The 15807-nt window shown below is 36.5% G+C and carries 16 protein-coding genes; 2 read left to right on the forward strand and 14 right to left on the reverse strand.

Features of this window, described 5'->3' with window-relative positions:
* Positions 1 to 62: 62 nt before the first annotated feature.
* Positions 63 to 1745: a metallophosphoesterase gene (locus RR062_01570; GenBank protein ID MEG2026401.1), complete on the reverse strand. Its 1683-nt coding sequence runs from the start codon at positions 1743 to 1745 to the stop codon at positions 63 to 65.
* 203 nt (positions 1746 to 1948) lie between these two features.
* Between RR062_01570 and RR062_01575 the strand changes: the two genes are divergently transcribed.
* Positions 1949 to 2254 carry a hypothetical protein gene (locus RR062_01575; protein MEG2026402.1) on the forward strand — a complete coding sequence of 102 codons (306 nt, stop codon included), beginning with the start codon at positions 1949 to 1951 and terminating at the stop codon, positions 2252 to 2254.
* A 139-nt stretch (positions 2255 to 2393) separates the two neighbouring features.
* On the opposite strand, the gene RR062_01580 is transcribed toward RR062_01575, so the two are convergent.
* The 5 genes from RR062_01580 to RR062_01600 all read right to left on the reverse strand — a co-directional run bounded on the left by RR062_01580 (position 2394) and on the right by RR062_01600 (position 7448).
* The gene (locus tag RR062_01580) at positions 2394 to 2654 is read right to left on the reverse strand and encodes a hypothetical protein (GenBank protein MEG2026403.1); all 261 of its coding nucleotides are present in this window, start codon (positions 2652 to 2654) and stop codon (positions 2394 to 2396) included.
* The gene (locus tag RR062_01585) at positions 2651 to 4087 is read right to left on the reverse strand and encodes a nicotinate phosphoribosyltransferase (GenBank protein ID MEG2026404.1); all 1437 of its coding nucleotides are present in this window, start codon (positions 4085 to 4087) and stop codon (positions 2651 to 2653) included. Before RR062_01585 ends, RR062_01580 begins: the two co-directional genes overlap by 4 nt.
* A gap of 76 nt (positions 4088 to 4163) precedes the next feature.
* Positions 4164 to 5126 (reverse strand): prolipoprotein diacylglyceryl transferase, encoded by a 963-nt coding sequence (locus tag RR062_01590; GenBank protein MEG2026405.1) that lies wholly within the window; start codon positions 5124 to 5126, stop codon positions 4164 to 4166.
* A 118-nt stretch (positions 5127 to 5244) separates the two neighbouring features.
* Entirely contained in the window at positions 5245 to 5958 is a 714-nt protein-coding gene (locus tag RR062_01595) for a DUF6320 domain-containing protein (GenBank protein ID MEG2026406.1), read from the reverse strand.
* The gene (locus RR062_01600; protein ID MEG2026407.1) at positions 5955 to 7448 is read right to left on the reverse strand and encodes a hypothetical protein; all 1494 of its coding nucleotides are present in this window, start codon (positions 7446 to 7448) and stop codon (positions 5955 to 5957) included. Before RR062_01600 ends, RR062_01595 begins: the two co-directional genes overlap by 4 nt.
* Positions 7449 to 7672: 224 nt before the next feature.
* On the opposite strand from RR062_01600, the gene RR062_01605 reads away from it, so the two are divergent.
* Entirely contained in the window at positions 7673 to 8020 is a 348-nt protein-coding gene (locus RR062_01605; protein ID MEG2026408.1) for a type II toxin-antitoxin system PemK/MazF family toxin, read from the forward strand.
* A 134-nt stretch (positions 8021 to 8154) separates the two neighbouring features.
* Here the strand turns inward: RR062_01605 and RR062_01610 are convergent, their stop codons facing one another.
* From RR062_01610 to RR062_01645, 8 genes are all read right to left on the reverse strand, one after another.
* The gene (locus tag RR062_01610) at positions 8155 to 9075 is read right to left on the reverse strand and encodes a DMT family transporter (protein ID MEG2026409.1); all 921 of its coding nucleotides are present in this window, start codon (positions 9073 to 9075) and stop codon (positions 8155 to 8157) included.
* Positions 9072 to 9428: a holo-ACP synthase gene (gene acpS / locus RR062_01615; protein ID MEG2026410.1), complete on the reverse strand. Its 357-nt coding sequence runs from the start codon at positions 9426 to 9428 to the stop codon at positions 9072 to 9074. Before acpS ends, RR062_01610 begins: the two co-directional genes overlap by 4 nt.
* Complete coding sequence (locus RR062_01620) at positions 9425 to 10039, reverse strand: RecX family transcriptional regulator (protein MEG2026411.1); 615 nt, start codon at positions 10037 to 10039, stop codon at positions 9425 to 9427. The genes acpS and RR062_01620 overlap by 4 nt, the downstream gene beginning before the upstream one ends.
* A complete protein-coding gene (locus tag RR062_01625; protein MEG2026412.1) occupies positions 10039 to 10647 on the reverse strand; it encodes a YigZ family protein in 609 nt (202 codons plus the stop codon). The genes RR062_01620 and RR062_01625 overlap by 1 nt, the downstream gene beginning before the upstream one ends.
* Position 10648: 1 nt before the next feature.
* Entirely contained in the window at positions 10649 to 11854 is a 1206-nt protein-coding gene (gene tyrS / locus RR062_01630; protein MEG2026413.1) for a tyrosine--tRNA ligase, read from the reverse strand.
* 1 nt (position 11855) lies between these two features.
* The gene (locus tag RR062_01635) at positions 11856 to 13538 is read right to left on the reverse strand and encodes a hypothetical protein (protein ID MEG2026414.1); all 1683 of its coding nucleotides are present in this window, start codon (positions 13536 to 13538) and stop codon (positions 11856 to 11858) included.
* A gap of 8 nt (positions 13539 to 13546) precedes the next feature.
* Positions 13547 to 14293: an ABC transporter ATP-binding protein gene (locus tag RR062_01640; protein MEG2026415.1), complete on the reverse strand. Its 747-nt coding sequence runs from the start codon at positions 14291 to 14293 to the stop codon at positions 13547 to 13549.
* A 150-nt stretch (positions 14294 to 14443) separates the two neighbouring features.
* Positions 14444 to 15709, reverse strand: a complete 1266-nt coding sequence (locus tag RR062_01645) for a replication-associated recombination protein A (GenBank protein MEG2026416.1) — start codon at positions 15707 to 15709, stop codon at positions 14444 to 14446.
* Positions 15710 to 15807 lie beyond the last annotated feature (98 nt).

Here is a 15807-nt window from a genome sequence, read left to right on the forward strand (position 1 = left end):
TCTACCGCCTAAAATATTTAAGCGGTAGAATATTACCAGTATTATAAAATTAATTTAACAAATTATTTATTTGGCACTACTATTTGACTGCCGTAAACTTTATCTTTTATCCAAGGCGAAACAATGCTTACAATTTGATTGTCTTTTGTAGTAAATCTCATTGTTGTGTTTGTTCCATCGCTAGTTACCGCAAGCCCGATAAAGTATTTCTCAAAGAATTTGTCGCCTACGTCAATTTGTTGTACGTTGCTCTTTCGTGAAACCATCACAAGCGGAAAAGATGCGTTTGTAGTATAGCCTTCGGGCTTAGTTGAAGTATACCCTGCGTAGGCTTCTTGCAAATATAAAGGGGTATTTGGTTCGGCATTTGGCTCGACATACATTAGTTGATGTCTATGTCCGGCAAACATCATAGTCAATTTCATTTGATTAAGCCTTTCAATCCAACTATCTTTGACTTTGCCTGCGTGGTCTTTTGCATATTTGAAAGTAATAGGAATATGACAAATTCCTATGCGATAATCAATACCTTCGGCGTCAAATTCGTCGTCTTTGTTATCAAGAATAGTGTCTAAAAATTCGGTTTGATCGGCTCGGTATTGGTCAAATCTAGAAGAATCGTAAAACTCCGCCCAGTTATCGCCGTGATCCTCGCCTAAGTCAAGCACAACTCCCCAGATATTTTGCATTTTAAAGGTAAAATAGAAGTTTTGATTTACCGAACCTACAAATTTATATAATTCGTCGGCAATTAAACCTTTTGTTTCGTGATTTCCCCTTGCGTAAACAGTGGGAATTTCGCCCCTAGTAATTCCGCCCATAACTCTAAGCCCATAGACAACGTCGCCGATAGTATCAAGCCAGTTAGCCGTATCTCCGCAACAAATTAGGAAGTCTAACTTATCGCCAAAGAAATTGCCAGCCTTAATAGCTTGCCTATATTCGGTATGAGTATCGCTTAAAACATAGTAGTTTAAGCCGTTTTCGGTATCGATACCACGCCAATTATATTCTTGACTTATGGTAACGCCCTGCATTGCGCTATAAGGTCCTCTTAATATCATTGCCCGAGAAAAAATAGTATATCCGCCTGCATTGTCTAGCTCCTCCATAGGCACGCATACTTTATGAACTCGGTCTTGACTTGTTCTTGAACCTGCATAGGTAGCGTTATACTCTTTGTCGCCTACTTTAACCCACGCCGTACTCTTTGCGCTAGTTATAAATACAATTTGATATTCTTCTTCTACTGCGTATACAACAGGCGTAGTCTCAAATTGATTAGGAATAATGCCAAAATATCCAAAGAAAATGCCAAAAACTAAAACAAAAACTAAAACAAATTTAAATATTCTACTATTTGCAAGTTTGGTCTTAGGATAATAGAATAAAAGAAATACAAGCAAAGCAATCAATGCCGTAAAACCAAAGGCTATTGCAAACTCACGCAAAAAATATTTGTAGCTGTCGTATGCGACGCTTATTATATAGCACTCTACAACAAAAAAGAACAACGTCAACACGCTGAAAATAATAGTAGGTATTAAGTATCTCTTACCGGAAAGCAAGATTATTAGACTTGCTACTGCAATTAGAAACATTAAAGCAATTATGATATAAGGCGAAGCCTTGCCTAAAATTGCAATAATACCTGACCACATTGAGTGTATGGCATAAAAACATAGCACGTTAAACACCGAAATGACAGTAGAAGTTATAGATAGCCATAATTTACTTTGTTTCATATATATTCTCCTTTATTGATTACCTAATTAATTATATAACGAATATATACAAGTGTCAATGCAAGTTATATAAAATATACTTTGCCATAAGATTAAAATTAAACCAAAAAATAGGTTACTAGATTTGACAATCAAAGAATATATTATATTAAAGAACTTTATCTGTCTAGGTAAATTTTACATAAACAGATAGGAGAGAATTTATGGAATACCTTCAAATTGTAGGAGTACCTGCGATAGCAACCATAGTATATTGGGTTATTAACTTAATGAAATATACTTTTAACAGCGATGTAAAATTTTTAAGGTTTGTACCTTTACTGTCAGCGCTAATAGGCTCGATTATGGGCGTTTTGTGCTACTACCTTGCGCCCGAACTTATTTCGGCAAACAATATAGTAGTAGCGATTATCGTAGGCGGAGCAAGCGGTCTTTCGGCTACTGGCACGCATCAAATAATTAAACAACTTGGCGAAAAAGACGGAGTTGAACCGCCAAAAAAATTATAATAAGAAAGGTAATTATTATAGTAAACAAGCTAATTTAGCTACAAATAACCGCTCAAAATATATTTTGAGCGGTTAATGGTTAATTTAATATTTCTCAATTTATTAAAAGATTGATTTGTTAAAGGTAAATTATGTTTGATTAATCGTCAAGAATTTCTTGACAAAGTTCTTCTAGCGTTTGACTGACTTGGGTTAATTCGCTAAGTTCTACTAAATGAGTTGTGGTTACGCCTTTTTCAACTTTTGTTATTTTTACTGATTGCTTGTCAATATCGCTTACTACGGTAAAATCAATATTGGGCGTTGTGGTTACGGTAATTAAATTATTTGGGCTAACGGTTTGGGTCTTAGTCGCAGTTACCCTACTTATTCGTTTATTATTTCGTGAAGTTATTCTCAAATGTTTTCCTCTCTACTCTTAGTAATAAATTCTGTCTTAATATTATACAGTTTGTCTGATAGGTCTACCTTGTAAATTTCGCTCTTAACATTACGGGTATGTTCTTCCCAAAATTGAGCAAGGTTATCTTTGGCTTTTTGCTTAATTTTATATATGTCGGGCAATTTAACAACAAGCTTGCCATTAGAAATAATCGTATTCATCATTGGTTTTAGATAGAAGTCGCTGACAATTTGTCTTTTCCAACGTTCGGCGGGGTGAGTAATTATTAAAGGTTTGTTTTCGTCGATTACTTCGTCATATACGCAAATGATATCGGCAAGAGCTTTATTTGTAACCTTGCTGATTAATCTATAAAACGTCTTTCTACAAGGGTTGGTAATTTTAATAGGATTGTCCGAAATTTTCATTTTTGGTATATATTCGCCGTTAACTTTTAATGCCGCAAGTTTATAAACACCGCCTAGACTTGGTGTTTCGTTGCTTGTAATTAGTCTTGTGCCAACGCCGTAGACGTCAATTCTTGCGCCCTGATTGTTTAGCGATTGTATTACATATTCGTCAAGGTCACCGCTAACAAATATCTTTGCGTCGGGGTAACCTGCTTGGTCTAACATTGCGCGAGCTTTTTTGGATAAATAAGCTAAGTCTCCGCTATCCAGTCTTATGCCAACGGGTCGAATACCTTTTTGGTTAAGTTCGTCGAATACTTTAATTGCGTTAGGAACGCCACTTTTTAAGGTGTCGTAAGTGTCGACTAGCAACATACAGTTGTTTGGATAAAGTTCGGCGTAAGCTCTAAACGATTCTAGCTCGTTATCGAAAGACATTACCCAGCTGTGAGCGTGAGTACCTTTTGGAGTAAGGTTAAACATTTGACAAGTAAGCACATTGCTCGTACTACTGCAACCGCCGATTACGGCAGCTCTTGCGCCATAAATTGCAGCATCTGGGGCTTGCGCTCGTCTTAAACCAAATTCAAGTACGCTACCATTTCCTGCCGAACGACAAACTCTTGCCGATTTAGTTGCAATTAAAGTTTGGAAGTTGACAATATTAAGTAAAGCGCTTTCTATAATTTGAGCTTCGATAATTGGCGCTTCTATTGTAATTACGGGTTCGTAGGGAAAAACAACCGCCCCTTCTTCTACGGCGTAAACATTGCCCGAAAACTTAAAATTACTTAAATATTCTAAAAATTCCTTCGACATTTCATTAGTACTGCGTAAAAATTCAATATCTTGTTTAGAAAAGTGTAAATTCATAATATATTCTACGGCTTGTTCGAGTCCGGCGGCTATGCAATAGCTACTCTCGTCATAGGGACGGAAAAAAAGGTCGAATACGGCGACGGTGTTGGACATATTCTTCTTAAAATAGCCGTTGCTCATAGTCAATTCATAGTAGTCAGTCATCATACTTAGATTTCTCATATCTAAATAATCTCCTTTGCTAAATATATTTAACTTCTTAATTTGTCTTGTGTGTTGGTTATATATTTACCTTATGTTAATTTTTTGCTTGTTTTTTATGAAAAATTCGCTTTAACAAAACAAGAATTTCTTTGCGATAAATTACGATTATTTTAATAAAAGCAAGAACTATTACAAGAATAGACACCGCCTGCGATATTCTTATGCCGGTATCCCAAAGTTGTTGTTTCCAAATAAGAGGAACTCGCAAAAACAAGCTGTCGGTACGCAGACCTTCTATTACAAGTCTAACCGCTCCATAGAATAAACCGTAAAAGGTCAAACACCAACCGTTGCGGTAATGTTTGTTTTTAAGCAATAGTAAACAAATAATAAAACCTAATAGAGTACACATCGACTCGTAGAAAAATGTCGCCTGATAAAAACTACCGTTAATTTCTACGGCGTTAGGAAACCATTGCCAAATAGGGTTGGTAATTATATTGCCGTGAGCTTCGCCGTTGATAAAGTTACCCCACCGCCCCATTGATTGCGCTAAAAATAAGCCCGGAATAATGCAGTCGGCAATTTCGAGAAAGTTAAGTTTCTTTACCTTTGTTATAATGTATACGGCGACATATCCTGCGATTACTGCGCCATATATGCCTAGTCCGCCGTCACGAATTGCAAATATATGCTTAAAACTCCAATAGTAAGCCTGTGTAACCTCGCCCGACCAACCTACTGTAATCAATTCTTGATTAAAATATTGCGCCGAAGTGATATAGTCGTAAGGAAATATAAGAAAATAAAGCCTTGCGCCGATAATTGCAAGCGGTATTACCAAAACTGCGTAGTCAAGGCAAATGTCGCTTAAAAGACCTTTGCGTTTGAGCAATCTTGACATTACAATCATAGCGGCGCAAATGCCAGCTACAATAATAATGCCATAGAAATATATTGGATACCCCCAAAATTCTATGGCTCTGCCGTTAGAAGAAATTTTAATATCTAGCCAATCAAAAGAAATTTTACTTATTAATTGCCAAAATAAATACATATCTTGCTTCCTTTTCACTCAAATTAGTTAACCCATTATACCCTAGTATACAAGGCTATGTCAAGGTAAAAACAAATAGTCTGCCTCAAAATTAAAGGCAGACTAAATAAAAGTTAAATTATATATTCCACTTTCTTATATACTCAGATTTTACTTGTTTATAGTAGCAAATTGCCATAACTCCAATATTTAATAGACTAGCAAAAAATATTATAGACGAATAGAGAGAGCCGTGCGTCCTAAACGAAGGTATTGCCCAAACAAGAACTTGAAAAATTACCAAAAATACCGTACAAAATAGTAGTGCGCTAAAATATCCATAGTAAGATTTGTTGTGATTTTCAATTATTATCATAATGTCGCAAAGAATAATAGACGCTAAATAAATTGAAGGCAACACCCACTTAATAGATATTCTTATGCCTGTAAATTTGTTGATTATAAGCTCTAACATAACCGCCAAAAACGTGCCTATAATTAAGTCAATCATAATTTGATTATACAATTTGCTTTTACGAGTGATTGGAAAAAGCACGCAAAACAAAGAAAACAAAGTGCCGCACATAGCGTAAGCCGACCAAGTAATAGTATGCGCTATAAATAGGTCTATCGCAACCGCAACTACCATAATAAGTATAAGAAGTCTGTTAGCCCTGCTACGAAAGAAGTCGACTTTTTCTTCAAGAACTACTTTGGGATATATCTCATATTTTTCAATTTCTTCATATTTTTCAAAAGGTTTATCGCCCTTTTCTTCAAGAAAACTACCGCATAAAGGACAATTTTCTTCTTCTTTATTTACATTTACTTTGCAAACTGTACAATATTTCATTTTATTTCACCTCCATAAACGGTTTCTATACATAAAGGAATATTATTTTCATCAAGAATTTTTACAAATTCACGCTCGAACAAAGTGTCTTTAAGCATAGTAGAAAAAGTTATTGCGGTTAGATTGTTGTAGGTAGAAACGCCTATTCCAAATATTTCGCCTAGACAAAATTCATAGCGAACTACAAATTCTTCAAACTCTTTTGGAGCTTTAATCAAGCCTAAATTTGATAAAGTATAGGTGTTTAAGTTGCTACCAAACATACGATAAGCCATTTTAAGCGCTATGTTTTTAAAAGGCAAGGGGGCAAGTCTCATTAAAAGATGTTTTTGCGCCGAAACGTTGTAATTTATCATACGTTGGAAATATTCTTTGTTTAATTGTTTGTCAAAATCGCCTTTAATATGTTCTATTAGCTCTTCAAAAGTTCCGTCGGCATAAGTTGCGTAGATGTACGAGGTAAAATTTCTATAAGTCGTTCCGCCAAAAATTTGTCTTAGATTGCAAGGAACGCATATTCTAATTGGTTTTTTATCTTTATTTAAGGTTAAATCACAATGTTTTTTAATACTTGCTACGGCGCACGCTGAAAGAAATTGCGAGATTGTGCAATTATATTCTTTTGAGGCTTCTTTTAATTTACTTGCGTCGCATATTGCTTTACGGTGAATAACGTAATCTTTTGGCAATCGTTCGCCTATTAAATGTAGGGCTTTGATGTGTTCTACGGCCTTTTCGCCGTCGTTTGAAGCGCCCTGCGTGCTGTCGATAAGTTCTTCGTGACGGGGTAAGTCCTTAGAATGAGGAGCGTTTGTGCGGTCGGCGATAACGTATCCGCAATGCCTTAAATAAGTTGCGACTAAGGTATTTAAAAAAGATAATCCGCCTGTGCCGTCGGTAGTTGCGTGGAAAAATTCGGCGATTATCTCGTATTTACGATACAATACTCTAACGAGGGCGTGTCGCCTATCCATTTTAAACGGACGACAAGGTAATTCGGTTTCTTCTTTAACCATAACAGGATAAGACGGACTATCAAGATAATACCAAAAAAGTCCGGCTCTTAGCGTGCTTGTCATAGTTGGAAAGCGAGGAACAACGTCGTTTAAAGCTCTCTGCAAAGTTTCGGGGTCAACCTCAATATTGAGCGTGACTGATAACCTAAATAAAGCGTTATTTTCGTAAGAAATAGCCGGATAAATAAGAGCCGAGTTGTCAAGTTTGTGCCAAGCAAAGTCAAGGTAGGTTTGTTCTTTGGCAATTTCGGCTAATTTAAAAGTTAGCCCCTGCATTTGAGTAAATTTAAACTTAGACTCGGCGTTGCGTTGCTGTTTAGCAAATTTTTTTGCTTCTTTACTCATTTTTTTAGATTGCTGTAACATAATCTTTTTTTCGGTCTTATATTTATTTTTTTGGTTAGTAAGGTCAAGTTCTTTTTTGTCGACGTTTGAAACCTTTTTTTCATTTGTAGTATTTAAATTTTTAGTCATTTACTAGCTCCAAAGATAATATGTAACTTTTATATTACCACATTTTAGTTTGTTTGTATATATTATTACCAAGTTTATAAGTATAAATCAATTCTGCGTTGTCAATAATCACATTAAGTTAAAATTAAATAAAATAATAATTTATCCTAAAACGCAAATGTATATATTTTTACATACACGACAAAATTTAATTGCGAATAGGATAACAATAGGAGAAGGAACAAATGGAGATAAAAAGAGGCGATATTTTCTATGCAGACCTTAGCCCTGTTGTCGGTAGCGAGCAAGGCGGGCTTCGCCCTGTCCTAGTTTTACAAAACGACGTTGGCAATCGATACAGTCCTACGATAATAGTTTCGGCGACTACAAGCAAATTGACAAAGGCAAAACTTCCTACGCATATAGAATTGCCCACAAAAAAATACTGTATTCCCAAAGACTCGATAGTGTTGCTCGAACAACTTCGCACGCTTGATAAATCTCGCCTAAAAGACAAGATAGGCTCGTTACCGCAAGACGTTATGGAGCAAATCGACAAAGCCTTGTTAGTTTCGCTAGGCATACTTAGTTAAAGAAATACTAATGGTAGCGTAGTTGTTATACAAAAATAATTAAATATTACTAATCTACCTCTTTAAAGTCAAAGCAATCAAGATAAACCTAAGTAAAAACAATAGCGAATACTTTAAAACCATAAAAGAATTGTTTATTTTACAGAGTCAAGTTTGGGCTTGCCAAAAGGTATTTGAGCCAAAATAATGGCTACAAACATCATTCCACAGCCTATCAATTCTCGGGTGGTCAATATATCGCCGAACACCACATAACCGCCTAGAACCGAAAAGACCGACTCTAAACACATAATTAAAGAGGCGACTGTGGGATTCATATTTTTTTGAGCAACAATTTGAAGCGTAAAGCCTATGGCGCTAGAAAGTACTCCGGCGTAAAGCAAAGGGAAATATGCTTGCAAAATTAAGGTGATATCGGGTTTTTCAAAAATAAACATAGCTATAAAACCAAGTACTGCGCACACTGCATATTGTAACCAAGCAAAGTGTATGGTGTTGACCGAACTTACAAAGTGGTCGACAACAAGAATATGTATGGCAAACATTAATGCGCAACCTAGTAGAAGTAGGTCGCCGGTAGACAACTTAAATTCGCCGTCGATACACAGTAAATAGAGTCCAACGGAAGAAATGGCTACGCTGATAAATACAATCCAGTTGACTTTCTTTTTAATAAAAATTCCAAGTATAGGCACTAACACAATATAAAGCGTAGTTATAAATCCGGCTTTTCCAACCGAGTCGGTGTTGAGTATGCCAAACTGTTGTAAAGCGCAACCGGCAAATAAAATTAATCCAACGATAACTCCGGCAAATAAAGTTATTTTTTTGCCCTTAGGGTCGTTTGTACCCAAAATATTAAATTTTTCGCCTCGTCTTTTTGCCAGAATAAACATAATAGGCAACATTACCACAATAGCGAGTAAATTTCTAATGGCGATAAAGGCAAAAGAGCCTATCCCCTCGCCTGCTTTTTGAGCGACAAATGCCGTACCCCATATAAATGCGGTTACAAGTAGAATAATATTAGACCGTAATCTAGGTTTATCAATCATACTTTTATAAGGGCGAATGCAATCGCCGAAGTTTTATTGTGAGAGATAGATATCTCTATTTCTTTACCGTATTTTGCAAGTTCTTCTTTTGCCTCGCCATAAAGGACAACTATGGGCTTACCCATTATATCGTGGTCAATCTCCATTTCGTTTAATTTAACGCCGTTGCCTAGTCCAATACCGAGCGCTTTACTTATTGCTTCTTTGGCGGAAAAAAGCCCCGCAACCGTTTGAGCGGAGTTATTTTTGGTTATTATATATTCTTTTTCCTTGTCGGTAAAGAAAGTATTAAGAAAGTCTTTATTGATAAGTTTGGCTATTCTATCAATCTCAATTATATCAACGCCTATCATTCTTCCTCTTTAAGACTACTTATAGTCGTATTTATTTGCTCGTAGTCAAATCCTCGATAAAGCAAATATCTATAAAGTCCTTGTAATGTTTTGTTATCCAGTTGTTTATTCTTTAAATATTTATTTGCTTGAACTAAGCAAGATTGTTTGTAGGTTTGCGGGTCAATTTCGCAAAGAAACTGTTCGATTATTGTTTCGTCTACGCCTCGTTGAGTAAGCTCGGCTTTCATTTTTCGGTCGCCGATTGAGTTTTTAGCCTGTTCGACATAAGTTCTAGCGTAGTCAAAATCGTTAATATACTTGTAATATTTAAGTTTTGTTATGACGTTATCGACAACGACTTGGGCAAACCCCTTATCTAGCAAATAATCGGTAGCTTGTTTTTGAGTCTTTAAACTTCTTGATATATAGTCGATTGCCTTAGAAAAGGCGATATCGGTTTCGCTTGTTTGCAAAATATCGTCTAATTCTTCTTGACTAAGTTGGTCGCCGACCTTCAACCGCCTAGAAAGCACGGTAATTGCCGTAAGACCGCATTTAAACTCATTGTCTAAATATAGGTTGACACGTTGCTTATTTCTTTTTTGAATTTCAAGAGTAGTAATTTCCATTAATAATTATATGTAACCTCGCAAACTACTGTCAAACTGCTCTTTCCGCTTGTAAGCTCGGCAAGAACGGCTTCGACTTGACTAACATCTTGTTTTTTGATTATAAGGTTAGCCTCAACTCCCTGCGAATAGTCAAGTTGTATTTTACATAAATTTTGAAGTCTAGCATTTACAATTTGGTAGTTGTCGTAATTTAATATAGTCTTTGCCCTAACGCAATCAACAAATTCGACCTTTTCGGCGCTTGCAAGAACTCCGCTAGCCGTACCCGAATAAGCTCTAATTAGTCCGCCTGCGCCTAACTTGATACCGCCAAAATACCTTGTCACCACTACGCACACGTTATTTAGTCCGCTTTTTTTCAAACAATCAAGAATAGGCAACCCGGCTGTGCCTTGCGGTTCGCCGTCGTCGCTATATTTAGAATATTGTCCGCAAACATAAGCGTAAGTGTTATGATTTGCGTCATAATATTTCTTACCTATCTGTTTGATAAACTCTTGCGATTGTTCGACGCTCTCAATTCTACAAGCGTTGCCTATAAATTTTGATTTATTTATCTCTACCGAATAAGTAAATAGCTTATCTTCTATGGTTGTGTAATTCAAATTAAATAAATTGCACTTTTACGTGGATTTTTTTGCCTTTATGCAATACAAACTCGCCTTTTTCTACAAATTCGAATGGAATATCTTGTAAAACATTCTCAATTTTTTGTTCTTCAATGGCTACGCCTCCGCCTTCAATCAATCGCTTTGCCTCGCCTTTACTGTTAGCAAGTCCGCAAGCGACTAAACAATCTACAACTTTTTGGCATTTTTCAATTTGTTTTGTGGGCATTAATTCGGCGTTACCTGCAAATGCCGCACGTGATTGCTCTTGGGCAAGTTCAGCTTCTTTTTCGCCGTGAATAATTTTTGTTATCTCGTAAGCTAATCGCTCTTTCGAAGCGTTCATTCTCTCGTCCTTATATTTAACAAGTTCGGCAATTTCGAAAACGTCAACAAAAGTTAGGATATTAAAGCAATCTTCAACCTTTTCGTCTTCGATATTACGCCAATATTGATAGAATTCGTAAGGCGTAGTTTTCTCTCGGTCAAGCCAAACTGCTCCGCTAACTGTCTTGCCCATCTTCTCGCCCGTCGTAGTCGTTAATAGTTTGAAGGTCATAGCAAAGGCTGGTTTGCCGTCAAGACGCCTAATCAAGTCTGCGCCTGCAAGAATATTGCTCCATTGGTCATCGCCACCGAGTTGTAACGAACAACCATAGTTACGGTTGAGCATTAAAAAGTCATACGCCTGCATAAGCATATAGTTAAATTCTAAGAAAGATAGCCCTTTTTCCATACGCATTTTAAAACATTCTGCCGTAAGCATTTTATTTACGCTAAATTGCGAACCAACTTCACGCAAAAAGTCAATATAATTAAGGTTTAGCAACCAGTCGGCGTTATTTACTACTTTAACGTTTGGGCTAGATAAGTCAATATATTTACCCATCTGCTTTTTAAAACATTCGTTGTTATAATTGATTGTTTCTTTGGTCATAAATTTGCGCATAGCTGTCTTGCCTGATGGGTCGCCTACCATAGCAGTACCGCCACCAAGTAGAAGAATTGCTTTGTGACCGCAGTTGAGCATGTGTCTAATAGTCATCATTTGAACAAAATGCCCAATATGCAGGCTATCCGCCGTAGGGTCAAAACCAATATAAAATGTCATTTGTTCGCTACCTAACTTTTGATACAACTCATCTTCGTAAACGACTTGTTTGATAAGTCCCCTTTCTCTAAAAACATCAAGCACATTTTTCATATTATCCCTCCAAATTGTCCATTAATCTTGAACAATTATTAAATAAAATTTTTCTGGCGACTAAAACATACGCCACGCTTAGTATAATTGTAACACATATATACGCAATAATCGCCCAAAATTGAGCCGTATATACATATAAAGCTATAAACGATACGCTTACTATCAAAAAGACAACTATTATTCCAAGCCCTATTGCTAACGACCAAATCGAGGACGGGTTGTTCTTTGCCCCTTCCATAAATGTATTCCAATGTAATCTAGGCTTTAACAAATCAATGTATATTTGTAAATAACTCGAACCTAGCGTAATCAAAGCAAGTATTACAAACATAGCCATTGCAAAGAAGACAGAGATGTTAAACATCAATGCGCAAGTAAGAGTTGATAGCAAACTGGATACTAGCGTAAAAGCAAGTGTCAATATCAGTTTTGCCTTGACTCTTAATTTTGCGTCAATAGGCAAAGTTTTGTAGATAAAGAAAGTCTCGCCCTCTCGTGTAAACGCCGATACGGCATTCATATTCATTGAAATGATCATCGCAGGCGTTATCGAACAAGACACTGCGACAAATAATATGTCGATAGCGTAAGGAAAGTTTAAAAAGCCTATCATATCAAGCAATGAAGCAAGACCTGTCACAAATGCAAAGCTCATAATAACAGACATTATAGGCGCTAAAACAAAACCAATCAAAGAATATGTCCCCATAGCGGTTTCACGCATTATTTGTTTTAGGTCGTTTGACAACAACGCCTTTAACTTGCCTTTCTTTTGATATTCAACTTGTTTTTTCTTAGAATTTGACTTTTTGGGAGTTTCAAGCTGTTTGCTTATGCTCTTTTTGTATACGATAGAAGATATAAGCACAGCTAAACAGGCTAACAAAATATTTATTCCCAAACTACCGAATAATCCGCCAAAATACATTCCAACCGAATTGGCGACAAGACTACCGGCAAGTAAATAATTAGGCAACATAATCTTAGCAAAGTCATTAATTTGAGTAATTATGTTTGTTGCGTCAACGCTTCCGCCTTGAAAAGAAAATATCAACGCATAGTATCCGGCAAACAAGGCTACAAACAACACCATTGAAAGTATTGTGGTCATTGCGCCTTGACGTTTAAATAATGCCGACAAATACATAAGCGGTATCGCAAGTATTGTAGCGATAAGTAGTGGTAAAAGTGGCGAAATAAGCATTACGGGTATTAATTGTAAGTAATATCCTAAGCCTAAATTTGCGCCTATTCCAAACGGAACAAGTATTACAATAACTAATAAAGCATTGGAAATAACTTGGTTTATATATACATAAATTAATTTACTTATGTATATTGTGGTCGGTTTAATGGGTAACGCAAGCATTATTTCAATATCTTTGCTCATATAAACTACATTTAATAGAAATATTAACGAAAAAACTAAAACTGCCGCTTGACTAAATGTAATAAGCATTGTTATTACCGCTCTAACTAGCCCGATTTCGCCACCAGATTCAAGTGTATAAGCAAACTCGCCAAGCTCAACAAAATTACTGGTAAAAATAAAGAACGCCGGGAGTATACAAATGCCTAAAACTATAATTAAAATTATAGTTTTTGGTTTCAATTTACCCTTGTCAACCCTATAACGTTGTATAAATTGCACTCTAAGCAGAGATAATATTGTTTTAATCATTTTAATACCTATTTAAATATTTCGGTAGACTCTACGCTTTGCGTCTTAGTCAAACGCAAGAATGTTTCTTCAAGCGTTGCGTTAGAAGCGGTTAAAATATTGTCAAGCGTATCTACGGTTACAAGTTTACCGTGATTAATTATAGCTATGCGGTCGCATAATTTCTCGACGACTTCAATTACGTGGGAAGAAAAGAACACTGTATTGCCATTCTTTACGTGTTCTCTCATAAGTTGTTTAAGCTCGTAAGCAGATTGAGGGTCAAGTCCGGTCAAAGGTTCGTCAAGTATCCAAAGTTTAGGGTTATGAAGTAAAGCTCCAATTACGAGAATTTTTTGCTTCATACCGTGCGAATATGTCTTGATTTGACTGTTTATAGAATCGCCCAAATTAAACATTTCAATAAAGCGACTGCTTCTTTTGTTAATTTCGTCTTGTGGCACTTCGTACATTTCACCCATAAAGTTAATATATTCTTGTCCTGTTAATTTATCAAAAGTGTCGTGCGTATCGGCAACATAACCGATATTTAGTCGAGCTTTTACCGAATTTGTAACGTCTTGACCGCTTAAAGTAATTTTTCCTTGGTCAAGTTTGAGAATACCTACAATCATCTTTATGGTAGTAGATTTTCCTGCGCCGTTAGGTCCTAAAAACCCGAATATTTCGCCTTCTTTAATTTCAAGAGTAAGGTCGTCAACCGCTTTAATTTTAGAGCCTGCATAGGCTTTTGAAACATTTTCAATCTTTAACATATTTTCTCCTTATTTGTTTGAAAATTTGTAAGGTATAATTTTTTAACTGTTTTTGTATTAAATATGCAAATTATAGCTAAAAATAGCCTAATAAATATTAACGCTATCATTAATGCTAAATTTTTGCAAATATTGCTAATGTAAAAGTTTCTATTTCTTTCTGCCGGTATCTTCTCCGTGATTTGTGGGAAAATAATAAGTCTTGTCTTTAAATTTGTCGGGTAAATATTGTTGGTCTACGTAACCGCCGTAGTCGTGAGGATATTTATATTCTTCCCCCGCTCTAACCTTATCGCTACGTGGGTAACTAGCGTCGGCAAGATGCAACGGAGCTATCGCCGAGCCGTCAAGAGCGTCTTGTTCGACGTTTGCAATCGCCGTAACTACGCTATTAGACTTTGGAGCGCAAGAAACATAGAGAACGGCTTCTATTAAGGGTATTTTCCCTTCGGGTAAACCCAGTTGAGTAAAAGCGGTAAGCGCCGCAGTTGCAACTACTAATGCGTTAGGGTCGGCAAGTCCTACGTCTTCGGCGGAATGAATGACAATTCTTCTTGCAAGCAGTAGCGGGTCTACGCCTGCGTTAAGCAGTCGCATAAAATAATATACGGCAGCCGAACCGTCGCTTCCCCTCATACTTTTGATAAAGGCGCTAATTAGGTCGTAATATTGTTGTTTGTCTATGTTTACGGCTTTTTTGTGGCTTGATTGCATTGCCGTAGCCTTATCGATTATAATTTCTCCGTCTTGACTAGGAACAGTTGTAAGACAGGCTAGTTCTAAGGCGTTATAGGCTGTTCTTAAATCTCCGCAACTAGAAAGAGCGATATACTCTAAGGCTTGCGGGTCGGCTTTAACGTTTAGGTCTTTGACGCCCTTACTGCTATTTATTGCTCGGTTCAGCCCGTCAATGATATTTTGAGTTGAAAGTTTATAAAACTCAAAGACTCTGCACCTTGAAACGATAGCCGGAGTTAAACTTGCGTAAGGGTTTTCGGTTGTGCTACCTATAAATATAATGTAACCTTTTTCAATAGCTTGAAGTACGCAATCAGATTGCGCTTTACTCCATCTGTGGCACTCGTCAAGTAGCAAATATGTGCGTTTGCCCGTAGTTTCGTATCTAATAATAGCGTCGTCGATTACTTTTTTTGCCTCTTTAACTCCGCTTAAAACGGCGTTAAGACTTTCAAAATATGACTGCGTATTGTTTGCCATAATATTAGCCAGAGTAGTTTTGCCAACTCCCGGAGGTCCCCAAAATATGCAACTGCCCACGCCATCAGTTAAAATAGCGCGGTAAAGCAAAGAACCCTTCTTCAAAATGTGTTCTTGACCGATAAATTCGCTTAGAACGCTCGCCCTCATACGTTCGGCAAGCGGAGCCATCTTTTGTTTGTCAAATAGCATATCCATATTAGGTTATTTTAACACATCTTAGTAGATGTTGACAAGATTTTTTACCTTACTTTATTGATAATTTAGCTTGTAAAAGGCAATTAACCACATACATT

Source organism: Clostridia bacterium (assembly GCA_036654455.1).
Lineage (GTDB): Bacteria > Bacillota > Clostridia > Christensenellales > CAG-314 > JAVVRZ01.